Below are 21674 nucleotides of genomic sequence, written 5' to 3'. Positions count from 1 at the left end.
CGCGCCCGCGGCCGGTGCAGTCACCTGACGCATACCGCCCGCCCCGGCGTCCGCGCACGATGGAGCGAGCGGCGGTTCTCGACCGCACCCTCACCTCTATTGATCAAGGAGTGCCCATGCGCACCGCTCCCTCGCCACGCTCGGATGAGATCACTCTGGGCGATGTCACGATCACGCGGGTCTGGGAGTACTACGGATCCGTCGAGATGACGCCCGACACGTTCTTCCCCGAAAGCTCGCCCCGTACGTGGGAGGAGCACGCGCCCTGGCTGGAGCCCCACTTCGTGGACTCCGAGACACGGACCGTCAACTCGGCGATCCAGACCTGGCTGCTGCGCAGCGAGGGCAGGAACATCCTCATCGACACCGGGGTCGGCAACCACAAGGACCGGCCCTACTCGCCGGTCTGGAGCCGTCTCGACACCGACTTCCTGGACAACCTGGCCCGCGCGGGCGTGCGGCCCGAGGACGTGGACGTCGTGGTGAACACCCACCTGCACGTGGACCACGTCGGCTGGAACACCTACCTGGACGGCCGCACCTGGGTGCCCACCTTCCCCAACGCCACCTACCTCATGCCCAAGGCCGACTTCGACTTCTGGAACCCCGCGAACGAGCACAAGCCGCGGCTCGGCCGGGGCAACCAGAACGTGTTCGAGGACAGCGTCGCACCCGTCCACGAGGCGGGCCTGACGCGGCTGTGGGAGGACGGCCACACCATCGACGCCAACCTGCGCTTGGAGGCCGCGCCCGGCCACACCCCCGGGTCGTCCGTCGTCATGCTCGAATCGGGCGCGGACCGCGCGGTGTTCGTCGGCGACATGCTGCACAGCCCCGTCCAGTTCGTCGAGCCGGACGCGAACAGCTGCTTCTGCGAGGACCCGGCCGGGGCCCGCGCCACCCGCCGCAGGTTCCTGTCCTGGGCCGCCGACCACAACGCCCTGGTCGTCCCCGCGCACCTGGGCGGCCACGGCGCCGCCGAGGTGGTCCGCGACGGGAGCGGCTTCGCTATCAAGGGATGGGCGCCGTTCGCACCGCACACCGAGACCCCGAAGGACGCCCGATGAGCCAGCACGCAGAACCGGTCGTCGCCACCGCGCAGGGCGCCGTGCGCGGCCTGCGCCGCGACGGGACGGCGGTCTTCCTGAACATCCCGTACGCCGCGCCTCCGGCGGGGGCCTCCCGGTTCGCCGCTCCCTGCCCGCACGCCCCCTGGGACGGAGTGCGGGACGCCACCATGCCCGGCCCGACCGCGCCGCAGGCCGAACGCAGGCTCGGCGACGTGGACATGACCCCGTATTTCGGACCGGGCTGGATCACCGGCGAGGACTTCCTGACCGTCAACGTCTGGGCCCCGGAGGCCGGCGGCGCGCGCCTGCCCGTGATGGTGTTCGTGCACGGCGGCGGCTTCGTGGCGGGCTCCACCCGCTCGGAGATCTATGACGGCGCCGCCTTCGCCCGCGACGGAGTCGTCCTCGTGACGCTGAACTACCGGCTGGGCGTCCAGGGGTTCCTCGACCTGCCCGGAGCGCCCGCCAACCGCGGCCTGCTCGACGTGATCGCCGCTCTTCGCTGGGTGCGGGAGAACATCGCCGCTTTCGGCGGCGACCCCGACCGCGTCACGCTGTTCGGCCAGTCCGCGGGCGCCACGATCGTGGGCGGCATGCTGACATCGCCCGAGGCCGCGTCCGCCGGTCGGCGGCTGTTCCGGCGCGCGATCGTGCAGAGCGGCAGCGGCCTGGGCGCCTTCACACCCGAACAGGCCGCCCGCGTGACCCGCGCCGCCGCCCGGGCCCTCGGAGTCGAGCCGCACGCCGACGCCTTCGCCGCCATCCCCGACCGGCGGCTCGTCGAGGTCACGGGCGAACTGTCGGGCATCGATCTGCGAACCGAGACGCACACCGACCCGCTGATCGGGCTGAGCCCGTTCAGCATCGTGCTCGACCGGCAACCGGCCGAGGCCGTCGCTGCGGGCGAAGACGCGGACGTCGACCTGCTGGTGGGCACCAACACCGAGGAGGGCAACCTCTACCTGGCGCCCTTTGGGAACCTGTCCACCTCCACGCCGGCGGACGTGGACGCCACCGCCGCGCGCTCGCATCCGCGACCGGCGCAGCTCGTCGAGACCTACCGCAAGGCCAGGCCACGCGCCTCCGCCGGGGAACTGCGCTCCGCCATCATGGGCGACGCCCTCTTCGGCGCCGGAACCCGGCGACTGGCCGACGCGCACGCGCACACGTCCGGCGCCACCTACCGCTACTCGTTCGCCTGGCGCTCGAACGCCCTGGGCGGCGAACTCGGTGCGACCCACGCCGTCGAGCTGCCGTTCGTCTTCGACGTCACCGGACTGCCCTCCCTCCACGGCCCCGCCGCCATCCTCGGACCGGACAAGCCGCCGACGGACCTGGCCACCCGCATGCACGCGGCCTGGGTGTCCTTCGCCGCGACCGGTGACCCCGGCTGGGACCGCTACGACACCGAACGCCGCACGACCATGCACATCGACGACGAATGGACCCTTGTGGACGACCCGCACCGCGAGGAACTCCAGGCATGGCGTTGAAGCCCGATCCCGCCCGTCCGCCCAAGCCAACGGAGGCCATCGCCATGACCGGCAGAACCATCATCAGCACGGACCACGCGCCGAGCCTCGACGCCCCGCTCTCCCAAGGCGTACGCAGGGGCCCGCTCGTCCAGGTGTCGGGCCAGCTCCCTTACGACCCTGGTACCGGCACCGTCGTCGGCGCCACCGTCGCCGAGCAGACCACCCAGGCGCTGCGCAACGTCGCCGCGGTCCTCGACGCGGCCAGAGCCACCCTCGACGACGTCGTGATGTTCCGCGTCTACCTCACCGACCCCGCCGACCTGGCGGCCATGAACGACGCGTACGCCGCCTTCGTGGGCACCCCCTTCCCCGCCCGCACGACCGTGTACATGACCCTGCCGCCCGGCGTCCTCGTCGAGATCGACGCCCTGGCCGTGCCGGCGGCCTGAGCCCCGGAGCCGGAGGGCGGCAGGACCGTCCGCCCTCCGGCTCCGGATGCCATGCACGCGACCTGAAAGACCCCGCTGCGCGCAGGACACGACCTCGAAGTCGTGCGGGAGACGCTGGCCGGTCAAGGATGCGCGGGCGGGGCTACCCGGTGAGGCGCTGGAGCAGGGGAGTGATGCGGTAGCCGACGAGTTGGCGCATGACCAGTGCGGTGCTGGTTCGTTCGACGCCCGGAATGGCGAGGATCTGGCCGGCGATCCGGTAGAGGTCGTCGGCGTGAGCCGCGACGACCTGGATGAGCAGGTCGGTCGATCCCGAGACGCCGTCGACCTCCAGGATCTCCGGGATGGCCGCCATCGCGGTCGCGACGTCGTCGAGCCTGCGCTGGGTCACCTGGGCGGTGATGAACGCCTTCAGCGGGTAGCCGAGCGATCGGGGGGAGATCCGCCGCTCGAACGCGCCGAGGGCGCCGTTGCGTTCGAGCCGCGTCAGCCGGGCTTGAGCGGTGTTGCGGGCGATGCCCACCTGGTCCGCGACCGCGACGGTGGTCGCCCGCGGATGCACCGAGAGCTCGAGAAGGATGCGGGCGTCGACGGGATCGACGGGCTCGGGGTTGAGCATGATGCTTCACGTTCTCCCGGGGGACCGGCTCGTTTTTGGGCAGATTGCTCAATCTCAAAGTCGCTGCTTGAGCATAACAGCAGGTCGTTGCTTGAATCCTTGGCAGGTTCAGCGCGGCGAGGACGTGAGATGAGCAATCCAGAGGCGGGTCGGATGCCGGCGGACGGCGGGTACGCGGTGCTCAGCGAGGTCGAGGACCGTGTGCTCTGGCTCGCCAGTGCGATGGTTCACCATGCCAACCGGGTGCGGCCCAACCCGTCCGGGCTGAAGGTCGGAGGGCACCAGGCGTCGTCGGCGTCGATGGTGTCGATCATGACCTCGCTGTGGTTCGGGCACCTGCGCGCCGAGGACCGGGTGTCGGTGAAGCCCCATGCCTCGCCCGTGCTGCACGCGATCAACTACCTGCTCGGCAGGCTCGACGCCTCGTACCTGCCCCGGCTCCGCGAGTTCGGCGGTCTGCAGAGCTACCCGAGCCGGACGAAGGATCCCGACCCGGTCGACTACTCGACGGGATCGGTCGGCATCGGCGCCACCGCACCGGTCTGGGGCGCGGTCACCCGTCGCTACGTCGACGCCGCGTTCGGCGGGGTCGGCACGGGCCGGCAGTACTCCCTGCTCGGCGACGCCGAGCTCGACGAGGGCGCGGTATGGGAGGCGGTGCTGGATCCGGCGGTCGCCGAGCTCGGAGAGCTCGTCTGGATCGTCGACCTGAACCGGCAGTCCCTCGACCGGGTCGTGCCCGGCATCGCCGCCGACAAGCTGCAGGGCATGTTCGCGGCGGCGGGCTGGCAGACCATCACGTTGAAGTACGGGCGGCTGCTGGAGGGGCTCTTCGACCGGCCCGGCGGTGAGGCGCTGCGACGCCGGATCGACGGCATGCCGAACCCCGAGTACCAGCGCCTCCTGCGATGCGGGGCCGGTGAGCTGCGGGACCGGCTCGCCGGCGACGGTCCGGACGCCGCCGCCGTCGCCGCGCTCGTCCGTGAGGTCGACGACTCCACGTTGCTCGCCGCGATCGGCAACCTCGGCGGCCACGACCTGGAGGACCTGGACAAGGCGTTCTCCTCGATCGACGACACCCGCCCCACCGTGATCTTCGCTTACACGATCAAGGGCTACGGCCTGGCGACCAGGGGCCATCCGCAGAACCACTCGGCCCTGCTGACCGATGCCCAGATGCGCGAGCTCGCGGACAGGACCGGTTGCGACTACGACGACCCTTGGCGGAGATTCCCCGAGGGCAGCGCCGCCGGCGCACGGTGCGCCGAGACCGCGCAGCGGCTCGATCGCGTCGAGGCGGGTCAGGCGACGCCGCCGGACCTGCCGTCCGACATCGGCCGGACGCCCTCGGGAACCGCCACGACCCAGGCCGCGCTCGGCCGGGTGCTGCTCGACCTGACGCGCCAGGCTCCCGAAGCGGCACGCAGGATCGTCACCGTCAGCCCCGACGTCAGCTCCAGCACGAACCTGGGCGGATGGGTGAACAAGGTCGGGGTGTGGTCACCGCGCGAGCGCCAGGACTGGTTCGCCGACGACGGCGACACCATCCTGCATTGGCGCGAGACCCCGGCCGGGCGCCATATCGAACTGGGGATCGCCGAGGTCAACCTGGTGAGCCTGCTCGGCGAACTCGGTGCGTCGTGGAGCCGGTGGGGTCAGCCGCTGCTGCCCATCGGCGTGGTCTACGACCCCTTCGTCGAGCGGGCACTGGAGCCGTGGTCCTACGGCATGTACGCGGGCGGGCAGTCCATCCTCGTGGGCACGCCGTCCGGCGTGTCGCTGGCTCCCGAGGGCGGTGCGCACCAGTCGATCAAGACTCCGTCGATCGGTCTGGAGCAGCCCGGCTGCGTCGCGTACGAACCGGCCTTCGCCATCGACACCGAATGGGTGCTGCTGGCGGCGCTCGCCCGGCTCGGGAGGCCCGACGGCCGGTCCGCCTACCTCAGGTTGTCCACCCGTCCGGTCGACCAGAGCCTGGCGGCGGTGCCCGCCGACGCCGACGCCCGGGAGCGCCGACGCCGGGAGGTCGTCGCGGGCGCATACGCCCTCGTGCGCTCCGCGGCCCCGGCCGTCACCATCGCGGTGCAGGGCGCCGTGGTGCCCGAGGCGCTGGACGCCGCGCGACGACTCGAGGCCATGGGAATCGGGACGGACGTGATCTGTGTGACGAGCGCCGACCTGCTCTATCGCGCGGTGCGCGCGCGGCAGGGCAATGACGACGCCGACTCCTGGATCCTGGACGAGGCGTTCCCGGCCGACCGCGCGACACCGCTCGTCACGGTCCTCGACGGTCACCCCCACACCCTGTCCTTCCTGGGCACGATCAACCGGGTGGCCACCACCGGGCTGGGCGTGACGCAGTTCGGGCAGTCGGGCTCCCTGGAGGACGTGTACCGGCACCACGGCCTGGACGCGGAGAGCATCGTCTGCGCCGCACTCGACCTGGTCGACTGAAACACAGCCCCTTTGCGGCGGCACATGAGCCGCACGCCAGCCCACCCATCGGCCCACACCCGACCCGACGTACGCCCAGCACGGCGCCCCTGATCCCCGCCGGTCTGAGAGGCGGCTCGGGCTGATGCCGGTCGTTGATCAACTGCGCCCTGCGGCATCACTGCCGCATCGCCCGGGAGGCCTCGAGGGGCACACCCATGCCCGCCGGGACGGTTTCCCGCACCCGCCCGCTGCGGCCGGGCTGGGCGGCGGGCAGGGGCTTCAGGGGGTGGTGGGGCTGCCTTGGCCGATGATCGCGCGGACGCGGTCGGCGGCGTCGGCGGGCGGGATTCCGGTGGCGATGAGGGCGGCGGTCGCGGCGGCCTGGCCGGTCGGGTCGGTCCAGCCGGGGGAGTCGTTGGTCTCGACGAGGGTCAGCAGGAACGCCTCCAGCGCCTGGGCGAGGACGGGGGCGGGCAGGTGGTCGGCGAAGAGGCCCTCGCGCTGGCCGCGGTTCAGGATCGAGATCGTTTCCTCGCGGGCCGGGCTGAGGACGGTCCGGACGCCCTCCTCGCCCAGGTCCCGGCGGGCCAGGGAGATCAGCATCCGGTAGCGGTCGCCCACCTCCCAGACGGCGAGGGTCATCCGCGCCATGGCGGTCGCAGGGTCGGCGTCCGGTCGGCGGGCCCGGGTGAACGCCTGCTCCAGCGCGTGCCGGGCCTCTTCGGCCAGTGCGGCGATCAGCGCCTGGCGGCTCTTGAAGTGCCCGTAGAGGGTGCGGCGGACGACTCCCGCGGCGCGGGCGATGTCCTCGATGCTCGCTTCCGGGTCGCGGCTCAGTTCCTGGCGGGCGGCGGCCAGGATGCGGGCGCGGTTGGAGCGCGCGTGGCTGCGCTGCGGAGTGCCCTCTGTGAGGTTCGCCATGCCTCCCATACTTGCACATCGGTGTGCACGTATCTAAATTTGCACATGGATGAGCAAGTTTCGTGGGAGGGAAGACCGATGCGAGGGATCGCCTCGACGCCGGTGAAGCGGATGGAAGCGCCCTACGCCCGCAGGTGGTGGGCGCTCGTGGTGCTGTGCCTGAGCCTGCTGATGGTGCTGATGGCCAACACGTCCCTGCTGGTCGCGGCGCCGGACATGACGCGGGATCTCGGCCTGAGCAGCAGCGACCTGCAATGGGTGATCGACGGCTACACGGTCCCGTACGCGGCGTTGATGCTGGTGCTGGGCGCGGTGGGCGACAAGTACAGCCGCCGCGGCGCGCTGGTCACCGGACTGGTGGTCTTCGCAGGAGCCTCGGTGGCCGGCAGCATGGCGCACAGTGCCGCGGCGGTCATCGCCGCGCGCGCGGTGATGGGGGTCGGCGCGGCGGTGGTCATGCCGGCGACGCTGTCGCTGCTGGTGGCGATGTTCCCGCGCGGGGAGCGGGCACGGGCGATCACCGCGTGGTCGGCGACGTCGGGGCTGGCCATCGCCGCCGGCCCGCTGCTGGCCGGGTGGCTGCTGGAGGGCCACGGCTGGGGCTCGACGTTCCTGATCAACGTGCCGATCGCGGTGGTCGCCGCCGTCGCCGTGCTGGCGCTGGTGCCGCCGTCGCGCGCCGCCGCGATGGGACGGCTCGACCTGGTCGGCGGCCTGCTGTCGGTGGTCACCGTCGGCTCCCTCGTCTACATGATCATTGAGGGGCCGCACTACGGATGGGGCACCGCCGCCGTCACCGCGGCCGTGGTCGCCGCCGCCGGGCTGGCCGCGTTCGTCGCGTGGGAACTGCACCACCCGCGTCCGCTGCTGAACCTGGGACGGTTCCGGGACCGGGCGTTCAGCGGAGCGGTGATCGCGGTGCTCCTGTTCTTCCTGGGCGCCTTCGGCACCATCTACTACAGCAGCCAGCACCTGCAGTTCGTCCTCGGCTACGGCCCCCTGGAGACCGGGGTGCGGTTGCTGCCGCTGGCCGGCGCGGTGTTCGCCGGCGCGGTGGTGACGGGACGCCTGACGCCGCGCCTGGGCATGAAGCCCGTCGTGGTGGCCGGGATGGTGCTCGGCACCGCCGCGATCTTCCTGCTCACCCGGGTGGACGCGGGCTCGACCTACGCCGACTTCCTGCCGACCCTGCTCCTGCTGGGCGCGGCCATCGGGCTGAGCGCGTCGCCCTGCACCGACACCATCATGGGCGCCTTCCCCGAAGCCGAACTCGGCGTCGGCGGCGGCGTCAACGACACGGCCCTGGAGTTCGGAGGCTCGCTCGGCATCGCCGTGCTCGGCTCCGTCCTGGCCACCGCGTACAAGGACAGGCTGGGCGGCGCGCTCGCCGGGCACCTGCCGCCCGCCGCCCTGGACGCCGCCAAGGACTCCATCGGCGGCGCGCTGGGGGTGGCGGAGCAGGTCGGACGGAACCCGGCGGGCGGCCCCGAGCAGGCCCACGCCCTCGTGATGGCCGCCGACAGCGCCTTCGCCCACGCGGTCGCGCAGGCCAGCCTGGTCGGCGGCATCATCCTGGCCGTCGGGACCGTCCTGGTGGCCCTGATCCTTCCCGGCCGCCGCCCCGTCCCGTCAGAGCCCGAGCACGAGCCGGAGGCCTCCGTGCTGTCGGCCCGCTGACCGCCGAGAGCGAAGCGGCCACCGGCCGCCCGCCAATGAGCCCCGCCCACCGGGCGGGGCTCCCGGCCGTCTCCGGCCAGGCGCAGGAAGAGAGCGAGAGCGTTGATGGCCTCGGCCGCGCCGCACGGCGATGGGTCCGACACCCTCGCCCGAACTCGCACGGCATTGCGAGAGGTCGTTCCCTGCCCCGCCGCACTTGTGTGGAACGTCCCCGACCCCCACACCGTCTCGGTCGGTAGATGGACGGCGGCGATATCGCGGCTCACCTCGCCCAGGTCTTTCGCCCTGGACGCCGATGCGGTCGCCCGTCGTCAAAGCCACCGGCCGCTCGTGGCCGATCCGGCGTCACCACGCCCGGCTCGCATCGAGAGCGTTCTCCCACTCATCGCGGCACTGCCGCCCACGGCCTTGGTGAACAAAGAAGGGCCCGATCCTTCCGAGCCCGCTTCGGTGCGCGCTTGCGCGGCGGCGGCCGCACGCTGATGGTCTTCGACCGCGGTTCGCTGACGCCCGACGACATTCGCGCCGGGCGGGCCGCGACGTTCACAAGAGCGTTTCAACGCTTTTGCGCTCCGGAGCCCGGATTGGGGAAGCCCGGCATAGGATCCCTGCGAATTCGATCCCCTGGAGAGAGAGGACGCCCATGCGCCGATCGGTCGGGCTCGCCTTAGCCACGCTTCTCATGACGGTCGGAGCCGCCGGAACGGCCGAAGCCGCCCCTGCCCGCCTGCCGGCCCTCCAGGACGCCGCCGTGACGACGCGGCTGCACGCCACGTCCTCACACGCGTTCGTCGACCCGGCCGGAACCCCGCATCAGCTTGTCGGCCCCAACATCCAGCCGCTCTGGGACGCGTACGACACCGACACCTGGGACCAGGCGACCTACGACTCGATCAAGGCGAAGGGATTCACCTCGGTCCGCATGGTCCTGTTCTGGGACATGTTCCAGCCGACCGAAGGGGAATGGAACGAGACGGCGTTCTCCACCCTCGCGACGGCGGTGACGCGGGCCAAGTCCGCCGGGCTGTACGTCATTCTCGACTGCGTTCACATGTCAGGGAGCCCCGACGGCCAGGAGCACGTGCCGCAGTGGGCGCGGGTGACGCCCACGGACGACGGTTCCGTCGAGGGCCTGGACGCGGTCGTCGAGAACGGACTGGGCTTCTTGCAGACCATCGCCAACCGGTACCGGGACGAGCCCGCGGTCGCTGCGTACGACCCGGTCAACGAGCCGTTCCGCTCGTCCACGAAGTCCGCGCGGCTGCTGTCCGACTACACCCGGATCGTCGATGCGATCCGGGCCAAGGACAGCGCCACCAACATCATGCTGGAACCGTCGTACGGCGACGCGAAGGTGCCCGCCTCGTCGTTTTCGTCGTTCACTCCGACTAACCGCAGCAACCTGATCTGGTCCGTCCACGACTATTACAACGGTGATCCCGAGAGCGGCTACACGAACGGCTACGACGACGACACCGGGCTCGGGCTGGTTCCCAATCCCTCCGACGGGTCGACCGGCTACGACCCGGCGAACAAGACCGCGCTCGCCTCCCATCTGCAGGTCCAGCTCGACATGGCCCAAGCCGAAGGGCTCCCGATCTGGATCGGCGAGTTCGGTATCGGCAACGGCCTTACCGGCCATGACCAGTACATCAAGGACAAGGTCGCCCTCTACAAGTCCAAGGGTCTCGGTTACGCCTGGTGGGAGTACTACTCCGAGGGCGGGAACGGCCCGTTCAGCATGGTCGACGCGAACGACGGCTGGCGCTCCTGGGTCAACCTGCTCTTCTGACCCGCCGGCAGTTCCAGGAAAAAGGCCGTGCGATCAGGTCTGGCCGGCCCGGTGACGGATCCCGGGCCGGCCGGGCCGCTCCACGGCTCACGTGCACGGCGGGCGGGTGGCCGGTCAGGCGAGGACGCAGTGGGTCCGGGTGAAGATCGTCGGCATGCACTTGTTGCAGTGGATGCACAGTGACCGGGTGGCCGGCTCCTTCTGGATGCGGTTGATGAGGTCGGGTTCGCGCAGCAGTGCGCGCGCCATGGCGACGAACTCGAAGCCCTCCGCCATGGCCAGGTCCATGGTGGAGCGCTGGGTGATGCCGCCGAGCAGCACCAGCGGCAGGTCCAGTGCGGCGCGGAACTGGCGGGCGCTGTCCAGCAGGAACGCCTCCTGGTAGGGGTAGGCGCGGATGAAGCGGTCGCCGACCAGGTTGATGCCCAGGCGCAGCGGCTGGCCGAACGTCGCGGCGAACTCGCGGACGGGTGCGTCGCCGCGGAACAGGTACATCGGGTTCAGCAGGGAGCTTCCGGCGGTCAGTTCCAGGGCGTCGACGCTGCCGTCCTGCTCCAGCCAGCGGGCGACCTGGAGGCTCTCATCGAGCCAGAACCCGCCCGGGACGCCGTCGTCCATGTTGAGCTTGGCCAGGATCGCGACGCGGTCGCCGACGGCGTCGCGGACGGCGCGCGCGGCGCCGAGGGCGACCTTGGCGCGGTTGGCCAGCGAGCCGCCGAACCCGTCCCGCCGCTTGTTGATCTTCGGGCTGAGGAACGAGCTGGCGAAGTAGTTGTGCCCGAGGTGGATCTCGACCGCGTCGAAGCCCGCCTCGACGGCCAGCTTCGCGGCCTCGCCGTGCGCGTTGGCGACGCGTTCGATGTCGGCGGCGGTGGCGCTGCGGATCCGCTGCATGCTCATCGGGCTGAACGAGGCGGACGGCGCCAGGGCGGGGACGCCGTTGGACCTTCCGTTGGCGACCGGCCCGGCATGTCCGATCTGGGCGGACGCCGCGGCGCCTTCGGCGTGCACGGCCTCGGTGAGGCGGCGCAGGCCGGGCAGCGCCTCGGGGCGCATCCAGACCTGGTCGCGCTCGGTGCGCCCTTCGGGGGCCACCGCGCAGTAGGCCATCGTGGTCATCCCGACGCCGCCCGCGGCGTGCCGGCGATGGAACTCGATCAGGTCGTCGGAGACCAGCGCGCCCTTGGTCATGCCTTCGAAGGTGGCGGACTTGATGATGCGGTTGCGCAGGGTCAGCGGCCCGAGCCGGGCGGGCTCGAACACGTCCGGGATGCTCGCTTCGGTGGTGGTCACATCGTTGGTGGTCACGTCGTCCTCCTCGCGGGGATCAGAAGGTCATCGCCGTCGGCTGGGCGTCGGGGCGCATGGCGGCGTCGGTGCCGCCGTCGACGAACAGGACCGCTCCGGTGGTGAAACGGGCCTGCGGCTTGAGGAACTGGTGCACCCAGAACGCGATGTCCTCCGGGTGGCCGAAGACGCCCAGCGGCATCGGCGTCGGGAACTCGTCGGGGTCCATCTCGGCGGCCGCGCCGGTCGATCCGAGCATGAGCGGCGTGAGCACGGCACCGGGAGCGATCGCGTTCAGCAGCACTCCGCGCCGCGCCCAATCGGCTTGGACGGCGGTACGGCGCACCCAGCGGGCCAGGGCGAACTTGGACGTGGCATAGGCGCCGATGCTGGGCGCCATCTCGATGATCTCCGGGGGCATGGCGCTCTGCGCGGCGCGGGCGCGTTCGCGGGCGGCGTCCTCGTCGCCGGCGAGGGCGAGTTCCGCCAGGTCCTCGTCGATCAGGGGTACGGTCGTGGCCGAGTTCGACCCGATCACCACGGCGCGTCCGGCGCCCGAACGCACCAGCGCCGGATGAAGGCCCTCCAGCAGCGCCACCGGGCCGAAGTAGTTGATCGACATGACGGCGGCCGCATCGCGCATGTTCGGCCCGACCCCGGCGATGGCGGCGACGCCGTCGAGCACGCCGTCGGCGGCGGCCAGGATCTCCTGGACCGCCGTGCGCCGCCCCTCGTCCGTGCCGAGGTCGGCCACGATGTCCGCGTCGTGGAGGTCGACACCGATCACGGTGTGCCCTGCGTCCCTCAGCAGCGCGGCGCTCGCGGCGCCCATGCCCGAGGCGGATCCCGTCACGGCGAACGTTCCCATGATCCCAGACGTCCCTTCAATCGACTTTCAATCAGTGATTGAATTCTGATTGCAGCATATGTGATGCAATGAGGCCATGCCAGACGTCTCCGCGACCACCCGCGACCGGCTCCTCGACGCCGCCGAACGCCTCTTCCTGGAGAAGGGGGCCGAGCAGGTGTCGGTCCGGGCGATCAACTCCGCGGCCGGGCTGAACCCGGGCGCGGTGCACTACCACTTCGGATCGCGCGAGGGTCTCGTCACCGCACTGCTGGAACGCGAACTGCTGCCCCTATGGGCGGAGCGGCTGGAGACGATCGCCGAGCGTTCGGCGACCGACCCCGATCGCGGACCGGGCCCCGAGGTCAACGACCTGGTGGCGGCGATCGTCGAGCCGTTCGAGGAGCTGTCCACGACCGCCAAGGGCCGCATGCTGTGCCACTTGCTGGCCCGCTTCGTGCTCCCTGGCCTACGGCCGTCGAGCGTGTCCCCCTGGTTCAGCCAGGTGCCGTTCGAGGTGATGCTCGCACGCGCCATGCCCGAACTGCCGGCACGCGAAATCGCCGACCGGTGGCGGCTGGCCTTCACCCTCCTCCTGGAGATCTACGGGCACCCGCTCACCCCCACACCCGCCACCGCGAGCACGCCACCCGAAACCGGCACCGTCATCTCGTTCCTCACCGCAGGCCTGACCGCCCCCGGGCCCCCGAAAGCCTCCTGACCCTCCCCGGACGGCACCGCCGAACTGCCGACTTCGTTGATCGACGGCGCTTCAGGGGCATGAGATTTCTGCCCAGCAGGCACCTCCTGGCGACTGTGCCAGCCGGTGGAAGCCCCGCGACGCCTTCGAAGTCGTGCCACTGCCACGAGTGGTACATGGTCTACGGCCGCTGGGTGCGGCTGTGCGTCAGCAGGATGAACGGCATTCAGCACGGCTGGGCGCACATCAGCCACCGCACGAAGCGGGGGACGCAGTCTGGACGGATGTCACCCGAGGTGGCGGCCGGTCGCGCCTGCCGAAAACCACGTCCGTGCAGGGGACGGGCTCGACACAGGGCTTGATCATTCCCAAGGACAGACCGCCGCGAGGCGGTTGCCGCCGGATGATGCTGCAATCGCCTTCAGAACGCCTGGGCGACGGTGTTGTCAAAGGGGCCGCCGACTCACCCGGGAAGGGAGGAGGTCGCTCTTGGCCGCGAGGTCCCGACCTCGGGTTTCGGGTTCGTGTGACCGGCTCCGAAGCTGCTAGACATCTGCCGTATGGAACGACGAACCGTGCGCTGTTACCGCTATCTGTCGATCATGACAGTGCTGGTGGTGTTCCTGGCCGTCAGTGCCGGCCTTCTGGGGCGAGCACTGCTCCGAGGTTTGTCGTACCTGGAGACGCTCGGCGCGATCATCCTTCTGGCCGTCCTCGCCGCGGCCCTCGTGACGGCCGTCGCCGCGCTGCGCAGCCGCGCCATCGTCGACGACCAGGGCGTCACGATCGTGGGTGCGCTGCGACGCTGGCGCTACGCCTGGAACGACGTCACTGAGATCTCCCTGCACGCATCGCTGCGCTACTGGGAGGTGTACCTGCGCACGGCCGACGCCGAACGCCGGATCTTCTTCTACCCGGTCGGAGTGTTCGCGCCTCCGGCCGCCGGGGAGCGCCACTCCATACCCCCGCCCTACACCCCGCCTGGCCTGGCGAGGCTCTATGCGCGCCTGACCGGGTTCCGTGACTGAAACCCGGCGCCGCCCAGCGGAGGACCCGCCGCTCCGCAAACGTGGACGAGCGGACGGCTTCTGACCAGTGCGGAGGTCGTTCCTCCCCGAGTCGTCGCCCGATATCGGGGCCGCGGGTGGTAGAGCACCGGACGTCGAACTCGCGTCAGCCCATAGAGCCTCCACCGAACCCGGCGCGCTAGTTGGCCGGGTACCGGTCGCCGCAGGTGCGGTTGCACGACCTGCGGCATGGCGCGGCGATGCTGGGGCTGGCTGTGGGGGAGTTGAAGGCGATGCTCAGGCACTCCGGCATCGTGCTGATCGTCGGCACCCACACCAGCGTGCTTCCCACGGTCGCGCACGCCGCTGGCGAAGGGACCGCCATCCACGTGCTGTGGGGCGGTTGGTGAGTGCCCGGCACCATGCAGCGTCGACGACCATCGAGCCCCAAGCGACGGTCCGCCGCCACGGAGGCCGGCGGCCGGTCGGCCAGGGCGTTGGCCGCGCGAACAAATGGGCTTCGAGCCCTGAGTCGTCTCCCCTGAAAGAGTTAACCGAACAATGGCGCCGCGCCCGCCCGAAGGAGGTCGGAGGCGCGTCCGATCCTGCTCCCCGAGTACGAGTGTCTTCCCTGGTCGTGTTCGCGTTGGGAGTCGAACCACAACCTACAGACTGACGGCGGCGGTGCAGTCGGCCGGAACTCGGTGCTCGTCCGGGCCGTCTCAAGATCGAATCACCGTCGTGACGAACCGGAGCCCCTTGGTGGACACCACCGACTACCCGAGCCTGGCAAGCGAGATCGCCTCCATGGCACACGGCTACCCCTACGCCGATCCGCCCGAGTTGCTCGGCCGGATCGGCAGCGAGGTGAGCGCCGACCCGGGTGGGCCGCACGGTCGAGCCATGCTGGCGGCGCTGTGGGCGAGCCGCTGGTACGTGCACTGGAAGATCGCGGACCGTGAACTGGTCACGGCGCTGGCCGAGGCGGCCGAGCGGGCCGAGGCGGCGCTCACCGCCGCGGGCTGTGCGGGCGGGCACGAACATCCCGAACTCGCCGACGCCGACGATCCGGAGGAGATGGCCGCTCTGATCGAAATGATCGGCGCCCCGGGCGCCCGGGGGACCGCCGAGGCCGCCGCTTGCCCGGGCCACCTCGCGCTCCTGGCGGCCGACACGGCCTCCGCACTGCGATCCGCTCTCCGCCAACGGTTCGGCGTTCCCGAGACGGACCACCTCGACGCGCGCTACCTCACCGCCGACGGTCGTACCGCGTTCGACGCCCTGATCACCGACCTGGAACGGCAGCGGCGCAGCCAGGTCGACCAGCAGGCACAGAGCGCGGCGATCTGGTCGGCGCGACGGCTGCTCGCCGCTGCCCCCGAAGCCGAACGACCCCGCCTGGCGATCGCCGTCTGCCTGCTCGCCAAGCACTGCTACTGGAGCTCCACCGCCCCCGGCATCGTCGCGCTCTACCGGAAGGCACTGGCGACCGTCGACCTCACGCCGCGCGAGGAGCCCTGCTCGCACCGCGAAGGCCACCCGGGCGTCAAACTCGCCGCCCCGCCTCGCCCGGCAACACCGGACGAGCGCGGCGAACTCTGCCCTCGTCGGGTCGCCGAGCAGGTACACGCCATCCTCGCCTACACCGATGACTACATGGCGTCCTAGGAACCTGCGCCAAGACGGGGGCGGCTGGAAGCGCCACGGCGTCGGCCACCCGCCGCAGCGCGCGAGTTCCCAATGCGGCGTTCCGGCCCAGGCCAGTTCGAGTCGAACCCGGCGCCCATGCAGAACCTGCACGCGTTGACCCGCCCCTGTGCAGACCGTGGCCATGGTCGGCCTCGCCCTCAGCGCCACGCGAACACCGGTGGAGGCGCTGGGGGCGGCGGGCAGCCGCATCAGCCAAATGAGGTTGGTGAGCCGCCTGAGTGATACGTCCCGACCTTGTGGAGGCGGCGATCGCTGTCTCGACGGTCGAAAGCTGGGACGTCCGCCCGAAGGGTTCGAAATCTACAATGTAAAGGCCGTGGGCCCTTGTAAGCCCGTCGGATCCTCATTGATCTCAGCCGGCCAAGGTGCCGCCGAAGATCTGCCAGGCCAGGGCCGACTTTGCCGTCAGGCTCAGCACGATGTAACCCTTCTCGCCGAAGAGGTAGTCGGCCCAGCGTCCCTTGGCGCGGTACTGCAGCCATTGGTTCAGCGCGAAGATGTTGAAGAGGACGAACAACGAGGCGATGATCCCGTACACGAAGCCGGGCGGCTCGGCCTGCGACGGTGATTTCGGCGCGATCGTGTAGATGACGATGGCGATCCAGGGCACGGTCCCGGCGATGCAGCCGAAGGTGAACGGCAGCCACCCGTGAGCGCCGGGTTCCTCGTACTTCTCCTGGAGCCAGCCGAAAAGGATCATTGCCGCGTTCACGCCGAAGATCGCGATCAGTGCCGCGACGTCCGCGATGCCGACGAGCTGGGAGATCAGCACGATCATCAGCGAGGCGGACAGGGAGTACTCCACCCAGCGGGCGCTGTTGCGCCGCCGTTCGAGGTCGAGGAGGTAGCGCCGCCACCAGACCGTGCAGACGAGTAGATGCGCGACCCCCGACAGAGCCAGGAAGACGGCCACGGCCAGGCCGGTCGGCAGGTCGAACAGCACCACCCTGTCCTGCGGAGCCGTTCCTGGCGGCCCGGACAGATAGGCCGCGGTGACCGGCAAGGAGAAATCGGTGGCCAGCACGACGATCAAGACCGCCTGGGCGGTGTGCAGCACGGCGGCCACCGCATTGCCGCCCCGCAGGCTCCGTTGCTGACGCCGATCCATGCATTCTCCCGGGCGAGTGAGGTTGCGCTCGGTCACCTACCCGCTGGGTACCAAGGGACTCTCCAAGCCCGCTCATGGGACCTTTCCCGGAAGGGTCAGCGCGTCCCGGGTCGCCGGAGGAGTGCGGCTTGGCATCGGACGGCAGGTCCTCGCCGAAATCGGTCATCCAGCCGCCCGCTCCGGCCTCGGCGACGCCGGTGGTGACGGCCTTCGCGTACCAGAGGTGCGCGTACGGATCGGTGAAGTCGGCCTTTCTGAGCAGGAAACGCAGCGGACCTGCCCGACTCTTGCTCGACGTGGCCGGTTGCGGCGGACAGGGTCGCTCGGCCCCCAGCGCTACACCGACCTGCGCAAGGGCCTGCCCGCCATCCCGCCCAACATCCTGTCGGCCCGCGTCGAACAGCTCAAGGAGTCAGGCTTGGCCACCTGCCGCGCTTTGCCGCACCCCGAGCGCGCAGTCGTCTACGAGCTCACCGACTACGGACGCGACCTCGAAGCGGCACTGATCGCGCTCGGCCACTGGGCGCCCGTACCATGACCGAACTCCGCGACGGCGAGGTCGCCCCCCGAGTCGGTGGTGATGGCCTTTCGCGCACACCTCCCGGCCATAGGCGGCTGGGGGGAACGACGGTCGGCTACGAGGTTCGCATGGGCGACTTCACCCTCCGCCTACAGATCACCGACGGGCCCTGACGGTCGGCATCGGCTCGCACCCCGCCTCCGATCTTACGATCGAGAGGATGACGATCAAGGAATTCACGCGCTGATGACCCGCGCCAAGACCCCCAACCAGGCCCTGACCGACGGCAGCGTGCGCATCGAAGGCGACTCCGCGCTCCTTGGGACTGCCCGGGGCGACGGGCTCCAGCCGGTGAATCCGCGTGCGGCCGCGGGCGCAAAGCGTTGATCAGAGCTCGCCGGTACCCGAACGGCGGCGCCATGGCGCCCTGCCTACGGGGCGGTGTGCCGGTCGTCAACGGCCGCACGGAGGTCATCAGGGCGCAGGCCCGCGCGCCACTCGTCTTCGAGGATGCCGAGGATCTCGGAGTCCCGCCATCCGTCCCGGATCAGCGTGGTGTGACGATGCCGCCCCTCCCAGGTCATGCCCAGCTTGGCCAGGACCCTCGCCGAGGCGAGGTTCCGTGGATCGCAGGTGGCGAAGATCCGATGAAGTCGCAGGCGCTCGAAACCGAGTGAGAGCAGTTCCCTCCCGATCGCCGTGCCCGCACCATGACCCCACATACGCGGGTGCACGACATAGGTGATCTCGCCTCGGCGTTGCTCGAAGCTCCGCACATGCAGTTCGCCCATGCCGACCGCCTCGCCTCCGATACGGGCCACATGAGCGAACCTTTTCTGGGGCACATGCGACCACGCCTCGACCGCAGCCGCCACGAAGGCCCGCGTCTGCTCCTCAGTGTTCGGTCCCCAGGACTGGAAGCGGCAGACCTCGTCCAGGCAAGCCCAGGAGTGCACGGCGTCCCAGTCGGCGAGCCTGATCTGGTCCAGCGACACCGAGGGCTGCTCCATATTGAAATCCTGTCAGGCGACGCTGGGGCGGACAGCTTCCAGCGCCAAAGACAGACTGGTGAGCTCGCGTAATTGGCCGTCGCGTATTCCCTGAAAATAGGGGCCTGTGACCACTGCGGGTGGCCACGGCGGCGTCGTCGACGCCGCCGTGAGGCGGGCCGACGGTCGCGCGCCGGTGGCGGACGCGGTCGCGGTGGGCCGAGGAGGCGGGGTCGGCGCCGAGATGTCCGGGAGTCGTCCAGCAGTCCGTGAAGTAGCCGGGGCTGACGGTCATGATGTGGGGTTGAGGGTGCCGAAGGCGTGGAAGCCCATGGTGCGGTGGCTGAACCAGGGCGGGAAGCCGTTCGGCTGACCTCGGTCAGGGCTTGGCGCTCTACTTCGGTGAGTCCCACGTCCGGTGCGCGGCGGGAGCCCGCGTCGGCCACGCGTTGTAGGACGCGTTGTAAGACGCGCTGGGCGTGCATGCGCACGGTGAAGACGTTCGCGATGGCGATGGGACTGCCGATGACGGAGGGGACGACAGTCAGTTGGGGGTGGCGAGCCGGCGGGCTCGCTCCAAGCCGCGGGCGGCGCTGAGCGTCAGGGGCTGGTCGGGCCCGAGGACGGCCTCCAATCTGCGCGCGACGTGCTCGTAGCGGGTCAGCGCCTCCGCTGTCCGCCCGACGGCTTCGTAGGCGGACGCCAGACCGTGCACGGTTATCAAGGTGTCGGGGTGGTCAGCCCCGATGACACGTTCCTGGCGCGGCACGACATGCTCGTACACGGCGATGGCCTCCTCGAAGCGTCCCGCGTGGAGGTAGGCCCACGCCAGCCGCCCCTCGTCAACGAGAGCCTCAGGATGGTCGGCGCCCAGCGCCTCCGCCCTGTCGGCGACGAGTGACTCGAACAGCTCCGCCGCCCGGTCTGGCCGCCCGGTCTCCACCAGCGCGGAGGCGAGGAAGAACCGCGAGCCGAGAAGGTGGGGGTGGTCGGGGCTCAGCGTCCGCGACTGGGCGGCGACGACGGTCTCCAGAAGCTCGACCGCCTCGTCCGCGTGGCCGGCCGTGCTGAGCGCCGAAGCCAGCCCCGCCCGGGCCCGCAACGTCTCGGTCGCGTCCTCGCCCCGGATCCGGGACCACCGAGCGACCAGGTCCGCGAACAGGTCCACGGCCGTGACCGCCTGACCTGCGAACTCGTAAGCGTGCGCCAGCGTGTAGACGGCGTCCAAGGTCTCGGGGTGGTCAGGGCCCAGGACCCGCTCCCGCCCTTCCACGGCGGTCTGCGCGACCGGGACGGCTCGAGTCCCGTCATTGACGTAGAGGAGATGCTCCGCGATCACATGGCGGATCCTGGACAGGGCTTCGGCGGCGGCGCGGGCTCCTGCGGCGTCCTCATCCAGAAGCGGTTTCAAGGACTCCCATAGGGCGGCGGCATGCTCGTCCACCGCGAGGATCATGGGGAGCTTCCGGCCAGTGTCCTCATCGGCGATCCGCTCGACGAACATCAGCCGCAGGGCGGCCGTCTCGATCAGCGATGCCAGGCCACCGTCACGCGCGGCCTCGTCCCGGACCGCCCGGCGTACCAGGCGGTGCGCCAGCACGGTCGATCCATCCTGCGAGAAGGCCAGCAGTGACACCGCGCCCAGTTCGGCCAGTGCACCGGAGGCCTCTGGCCCCAGGAGCTCCAGGCTCACCCCCGACGGCGAAAGTACCGCCAGTTCACCGAGAAGCCTCCGGGCATGGGGGCCGACGCCGTCCAGCGCCAGCATGATCGTCTGCCCGACGCCGCGCGGATACGGTTCGCCTCTCGGTCTGTCCAGCAGGACCTCCACAGGAGTGGAGCGGACCCGCCTCAGGTAGGCGGCGCAGCCGATGCGCGGCGGGCCGACGAGCGCCGCGGCGGCGATCGCCAGGGCCAGCGGAAGCCGGTCCAGCTCGTCGATGAGCTCATCGACCGGCTCCGCGTCGCCGATCACACCCACCCGATCGTGCAGGTACCGGCGTGCCTCACCAGGGGTGAACCGGGTGACCGGCAGCGGTGCCGCGATCCGCTCGAAGGCGAGGTCATTCGTCGTGATCAGCACCCGGGCGCCGCCCCGGGCGGGCAGGAAGGGGGTCAGGGCGTCGGGGTCGTCGGCGTTGTCCAGCACCACCAGGTAGGGCTCCCGCCGCTCCTCAAGCCAGGCCCTGAGCTTGCGGACGACCGCCGAGGAGTCATCGGCTGCGCCCCGGAGCCCAAGCTCGGCTCCCATCAGGTGCAGCGATGCGGCCAACTGCCCCGTAGTTTCGGCATGCAGCCAGGCGACGGGCACTCCCCGTCGGCGCGGTCCCTGGCATAGGCTGCGGCGATCTGGGTCTTTCCCACGCCCCTCGCCCCGACCAGGGCGCAGACGGCCGCGGCTCCGCCCTCGCGGAGCACCTCCTCGATGCGCGCCAGCAGATCAGCACGCGGCTGGAACGCCCTGGGCTCGCGTGGGACGTCGCCGATGGTCGCGGGCACCGGGCGGGGCCGTTGGGTGGGAGAAGCCTCCGTTTGACCGGCCCAGATGACCAGAGGCGTCCCGGGCACCAGCACGACCAGACTCACTACGATCCCGGCGGCGTTCAGGTCGACACCGACCATCGTGCACATCCACCAAGCCAGAGCCCCGGCGGCCAAAGGGAGAACCGTGGCGATCGTGACCTTCTCCCACCGCGGCACGACACCCTCCCTCAAGGAGCACGAAGCGAGTGTCACACGAACGCGCACGGCTGTCTGCCACTGGGCCGCTGTTGGAGCGGCGACCTCGACTTTGAGGACCTTCACCGGCATCCGTCTCGGCCGCACCGGACGCCGACCGCCGTCCAGCAGTGCCGCGATGTCCAGTGTCTGCGGCCACTCGGGTGACGCGCCGCCCGCCCAGAGGACCAGCCGAGAACGTCCGGATCGTGAGCTGGCAACCGGCCGATCGCCTGTGCACCCGACCTGCCTTGGCCGAGCCGCCGAACGAAGACCGAGCTGGTTGGTCGGCCATCGTTCCGTTCTCCGGTCCGCAGGGCTTGGTCGGATCCACGAACCGGCGGGTCGC

The 21674-nt window shown here is 70.6% G+C and carries 20 protein-coding genes; 12 read left to right on the top strand and 8 right to left on the bottom strand.

The window, feature by feature from the left end; genetic code table 11:
- The first annotated feature begins 116 nt into the window (after positions 1–116).
- The 3 genes from J4557_RS38655 to J4557_RS38645 are packed head-to-tail and all read left to right on the top strand — an operon-like array spanning position 117 to position 2994.
- The gene (locus J4557_RS38655) at positions 117–1067 is read left to right on the top strand and encodes an MBL fold metallo-hydrolase (protein ID WP_208271773.1); all 951 of its coding nucleotides are present in this window, start codon (positions 117–119) and stop codon (positions 1065–1067) included.
- The gene (locus J4557_RS38650) at positions 1064–2563 is read left to right on the top strand and encodes a carboxylesterase/lipase family protein (RefSeq protein WP_208271772.1); all 1500 of its coding nucleotides are present in this window, start codon (positions 1064–1066) and stop codon (positions 2561–2563) included. Before J4557_RS38655 ends, J4557_RS38650 begins: the two co-directional genes overlap by 4 nt.
- A 44-nt stretch (positions 2564–2607) precedes the next feature.
- Positions 2608–2994 carry a Rid family detoxifying hydrolase gene (locus J4557_RS38645; RefSeq protein ID WP_208271771.1) on the top strand — a complete coding sequence of 129 codons (387 nt, stop codon included), beginning with the start codon at positions 2608–2610 and terminating at the stop codon, positions 2992–2994.
- 142 nt (positions 2995–3136) lie between these two features.
- On the opposite strand, the gene J4557_RS38640 is transcribed toward J4557_RS38645, so the two are convergent.
- Positions 3137–3613: an Lrp/AsnC family transcriptional regulator gene (locus J4557_RS38640; RefSeq protein ID WP_208271770.1), complete on the bottom strand. Its 477-nt coding sequence runs from the start codon at positions 3611–3613 to the stop codon at positions 3137–3139.
- Positions 3614–3742: 129 nt separating this feature from the next.
- On the opposite strand from J4557_RS38640, the gene J4557_RS38635 reads away from it, so the two are divergent.
- Positions 3743–6067 carry a thiamine pyrophosphate-binding protein gene (locus tag J4557_RS38635; RefSeq protein ID WP_208271769.1) on the top strand — a complete coding sequence of 775 codons (2325 nt, stop codon included), beginning with the start codon at positions 3743–3745 and terminating at the stop codon, positions 6065–6067.
- A 261-nt stretch (positions 6068–6328) separates the two neighbouring features.
- On the opposite strand, the gene J4557_RS38630 is transcribed toward J4557_RS38635, so the two are convergent.
- A complete protein-coding gene (locus J4557_RS38630; protein ID WP_208271768.1) occupies positions 6329–6970 on the bottom strand; it encodes a TetR/AcrR family transcriptional regulator in 642 nt (213 codons plus the stop codon).
- A 78-nt stretch (positions 6971–7048) separates the two neighbouring features.
- Between J4557_RS38630 and J4557_RS38625 the strand changes: the two genes are divergently transcribed.
- The gene (locus J4557_RS38625; protein WP_208271767.1) at positions 7049–8647 is read left to right on the top strand and encodes an MFS transporter; all 1599 of its coding nucleotides are present in this window, start codon (positions 7049–7051) and stop codon (positions 8645–8647) included.
- Between the two features lie 682 nt (positions 8648–9329).
- The gene (locus tag J4557_RS38620; RefSeq protein WP_208271766.1) at positions 9330–10439 is read left to right on the top strand and encodes a glycoside hydrolase family 5 protein; all 1110 of its coding nucleotides are present in this window, start codon (positions 9330–9332) and stop codon (positions 10437–10439) included.
- A gap of 114 nt (positions 10440–10553) precedes the next feature.
- Here the strand turns inward: J4557_RS38620 and J4557_RS38615 are convergent, their stop codons facing one another.
- Together J4557_RS38615 and J4557_RS38610 are read right to left on the bottom strand one after the other, a co-directional pair.
- Positions 10554–11747, bottom strand: a complete 1194-nt coding sequence (locus J4557_RS38615; RefSeq protein ID WP_307800453.1) for an NADH:flavin oxidoreductase — start codon at positions 11745–11747, stop codon at positions 10554–10556.
- A 19-nt stretch (positions 11748–11766) separates the two neighbouring features.
- Entirely contained in the window at positions 11767–12594 is an 828-nt protein-coding gene (locus J4557_RS38610) for an SDR family oxidoreductase (RefSeq protein WP_208271765.1), read from the bottom strand.
- Positions 12595–12670: 76 nt separating this feature from the next.
- On the opposite strand from J4557_RS38610, the gene J4557_RS38605 reads away from it, so the two are divergent.
- From J4557_RS38605 to J4557_RS38590, 4 genes are all read left to right on the top strand, one after another.
- Complete coding sequence (locus J4557_RS38605) at positions 12671–13294, top strand: TetR/AcrR family transcriptional regulator (protein ID WP_208271764.1); 624 nt, start codon at positions 12671–12673, stop codon at positions 13292–13294.
- Between the two features lie 581 nt (positions 13295–13875).
- Positions 13876–14301, top strand: a complete 426-nt coding sequence (locus J4557_RS38600; RefSeq protein ID WP_208271763.1) for a PH domain-containing protein — start codon at positions 13876–13878, stop codon at positions 14299–14301.
- Positions 14302–14513: 212 nt separating this feature from the next.
- Positions 14514–14690 carry a hypothetical protein gene (locus tag J4557_RS38595; protein ID WP_208271762.1) on the top strand — a complete coding sequence of 59 codons (177 nt, stop codon included), beginning with the start codon at positions 14514–14516 and terminating at the stop codon, positions 14688–14690.
- A 331-nt stretch (positions 14691–15021) separates the two neighbouring features.
- Complete coding sequence (locus J4557_RS38590) at positions 15022–15948, top strand: hypothetical protein (protein WP_208271761.1); 927 nt, start codon at positions 15022–15024, stop codon at positions 15946–15948.
- A gap of 394 nt (positions 15949–16342) precedes the next feature.
- Here the strand turns inward: J4557_RS38590 and heR are convergent, their stop codons facing one another.
- Positions 16343–17134 carry a heliorhodopsin HeR gene (heR, locus tag J4557_RS38585; RefSeq protein WP_208271760.1) on the bottom strand — a complete coding sequence of 264 codons (792 nt, stop codon included), beginning with the start codon at positions 17132–17134 and terminating at the stop codon, positions 16343–16345.
- A gap of 85 nt (positions 17135–17219) precedes the next feature.
- Between heR and J4557_RS38580 the strand changes: the two genes are divergently transcribed.
- Both J4557_RS38580 and J4557_RS38575 read left to right on the top strand, forming a co-directional pair.
- Positions 17220–17636, top strand: a complete 417-nt coding sequence (locus tag J4557_RS38580) for a winged helix-turn-helix transcriptional regulator (protein ID WP_208271759.1) — start codon at positions 17220–17222, stop codon at positions 17634–17636.
- 228 nt (positions 17637–17864) lie between these two features.
- Positions 17865–18005 carry a hypothetical protein gene (locus J4557_RS38575; RefSeq protein ID WP_208271758.1) on the top strand — a complete coding sequence of 47 codons (141 nt, stop codon included), beginning with the start codon at positions 17865–17867 and terminating at the stop codon, positions 18003–18005.
- Between the two features lie 44 nt (positions 18006–18049).
- On the opposite strand, the gene J4557_RS38570 is transcribed toward J4557_RS38575, so the two are convergent.
- From J4557_RS38570 to J4557_RS38560, 3 genes are all read right to left on the bottom strand, one after another.
- Positions 18050–18628 carry a GNAT family N-acetyltransferase gene (locus tag J4557_RS38570; RefSeq protein WP_208271757.1) on the bottom strand — a complete coding sequence of 193 codons (579 nt, stop codon included), beginning with the start codon at positions 18626–18628 and terminating at the stop codon, positions 18050–18052.
- A gap of 523 nt (positions 18629–19151) precedes the next feature.
- On the bottom strand, positions 19152–20858 hold the full coding sequence (locus J4557_RS38565) for a tetratricopeptide repeat protein (RefSeq protein WP_208271756.1): 1707 nt from the start codon (positions 20856–20858) through the stop codon (positions 19152–19154).
- Entirely contained in the window at positions 20858–21307 is a 450-nt protein-coding gene (locus J4557_RS38560) for a hypothetical protein (protein WP_208271755.1), read from the bottom strand. The genes J4557_RS38565 and J4557_RS38560 overlap by 1 nt, the downstream gene beginning before the upstream one ends.
- Between the last annotated feature and the right edge of the window lie 367 nt (positions 21308–21674).

Origin of the sequence: Actinomadura nitritigenes, assembly GCF_017573545.1 — a bacterium.
GTDB classification, from domain to species: domain Bacteria; phylum Actinomycetota; class Actinomycetes; order Streptosporangiales; family Streptosporangiaceae; genus Spirillospora; species Spirillospora nitritigenes.
Note: the sequence above shows the minus strand (reverse complement) of the source record. Positions and strands in the feature narration are given on the sequence as shown.

What these genes read in the sequence shown, in the direction of transcription:
- J4557_RS38645 (WP_208271771.1), top strand. Translation starts at nt 2,608, where the DNA reads ATGACCGGCAGAACCATCATCAGCACGGACCACGCGCCGAGCCTCGAC.
- J4557_RS38655 (WP_208271773.1), top strand. Translation starts at nt 117, where the DNA reads ATGCGCACCGCTCCCTCGCCACGCTCGGATGAGATCACTCTGGGCGAT.
- J4557_RS38625 (WP_208271767.1), top strand. Translation starts at nt 7,049, where the DNA reads ATGCGAGGGATCGCCTCGACGCCGGTGAAGCGGATGGAAGCGCCCTAC.
- J4557_RS38630 (WP_208271768.1), bottom strand. Translation starts at nt 6,970, where the DNA reads ATGGCGAACCTCACAGAGGGCACTCCGCAGCGCAGCCACGCGCGCTCC.
- J4557_RS38640 (WP_208271770.1), bottom strand. Translation starts at nt 3,613, where the DNA reads ATGCTCAACCCCGAGCCCGTCGATCCCGTCGACGCCCGCATCCTTCTC.
- J4557_RS38565 (WP_208271756.1), bottom strand. Translation starts at nt 20,858, where the DNA reads ATGGGAGCCGAGCTTGGGCTCCGGGGCGCAGCCGATGACTCCTCGGCG.
- J4557_RS38600 (WP_208271763.1), top strand. Translation starts at nt 13,876, where the DNA reads ATGACAGTGCTGGTGGTGTTCCTGGCCGTCAGTGCCGGCCTTCTGGGG.
- J4557_RS38610 (WP_208271765.1), bottom strand. Translation starts at nt 12,594, where the DNA reads ATGGGAACGTTCGCCGTGACGGGATCCGCCTCGGGCATGGGCGCCGCG.
- J4557_RS38570 (WP_208271757.1), bottom strand. Translation starts at nt 18,628, where the DNA reads ATGGAGCAGCCCTCGGTGTCGCTGGACCAGATCAGGCTCGCCGACTGG.
- J4557_RS38620 (WP_208271766.1), top strand. Translation starts at nt 9,330, where the DNA reads ATGACGGTCGGAGCCGCCGGAACGGCCGAAGCCGCCCCTGCCCGCCTG.
- J4557_RS38605 (WP_208271764.1), top strand. Translation starts at nt 12,671, where the DNA reads ATGCCAGACGTCTCCGCGACCACCCGCGACCGGCTCCTCGACGCCGCC.
- J4557_RS38635 (WP_208271769.1), top strand. Translation starts at nt 3,743, where the DNA reads ATGAGCAATCCAGAGGCGGGTCGGATGCCGGCGGACGGCGGGTACGCG.
- J4557_RS38575 (WP_208271758.1), top strand. Translation starts at nt 17,865, where the DNA reads ATGACCCGCGCCAAGACCCCCAACCAGGCCCTGACCGACGGCAGCGTG.
- J4557_RS38650 (WP_208271772.1), top strand. Translation starts at nt 1,064, where the DNA reads ATGAGCCAGCACGCAGAACCGGTCGTCGCCACCGCGCAGGGCGCCGTG.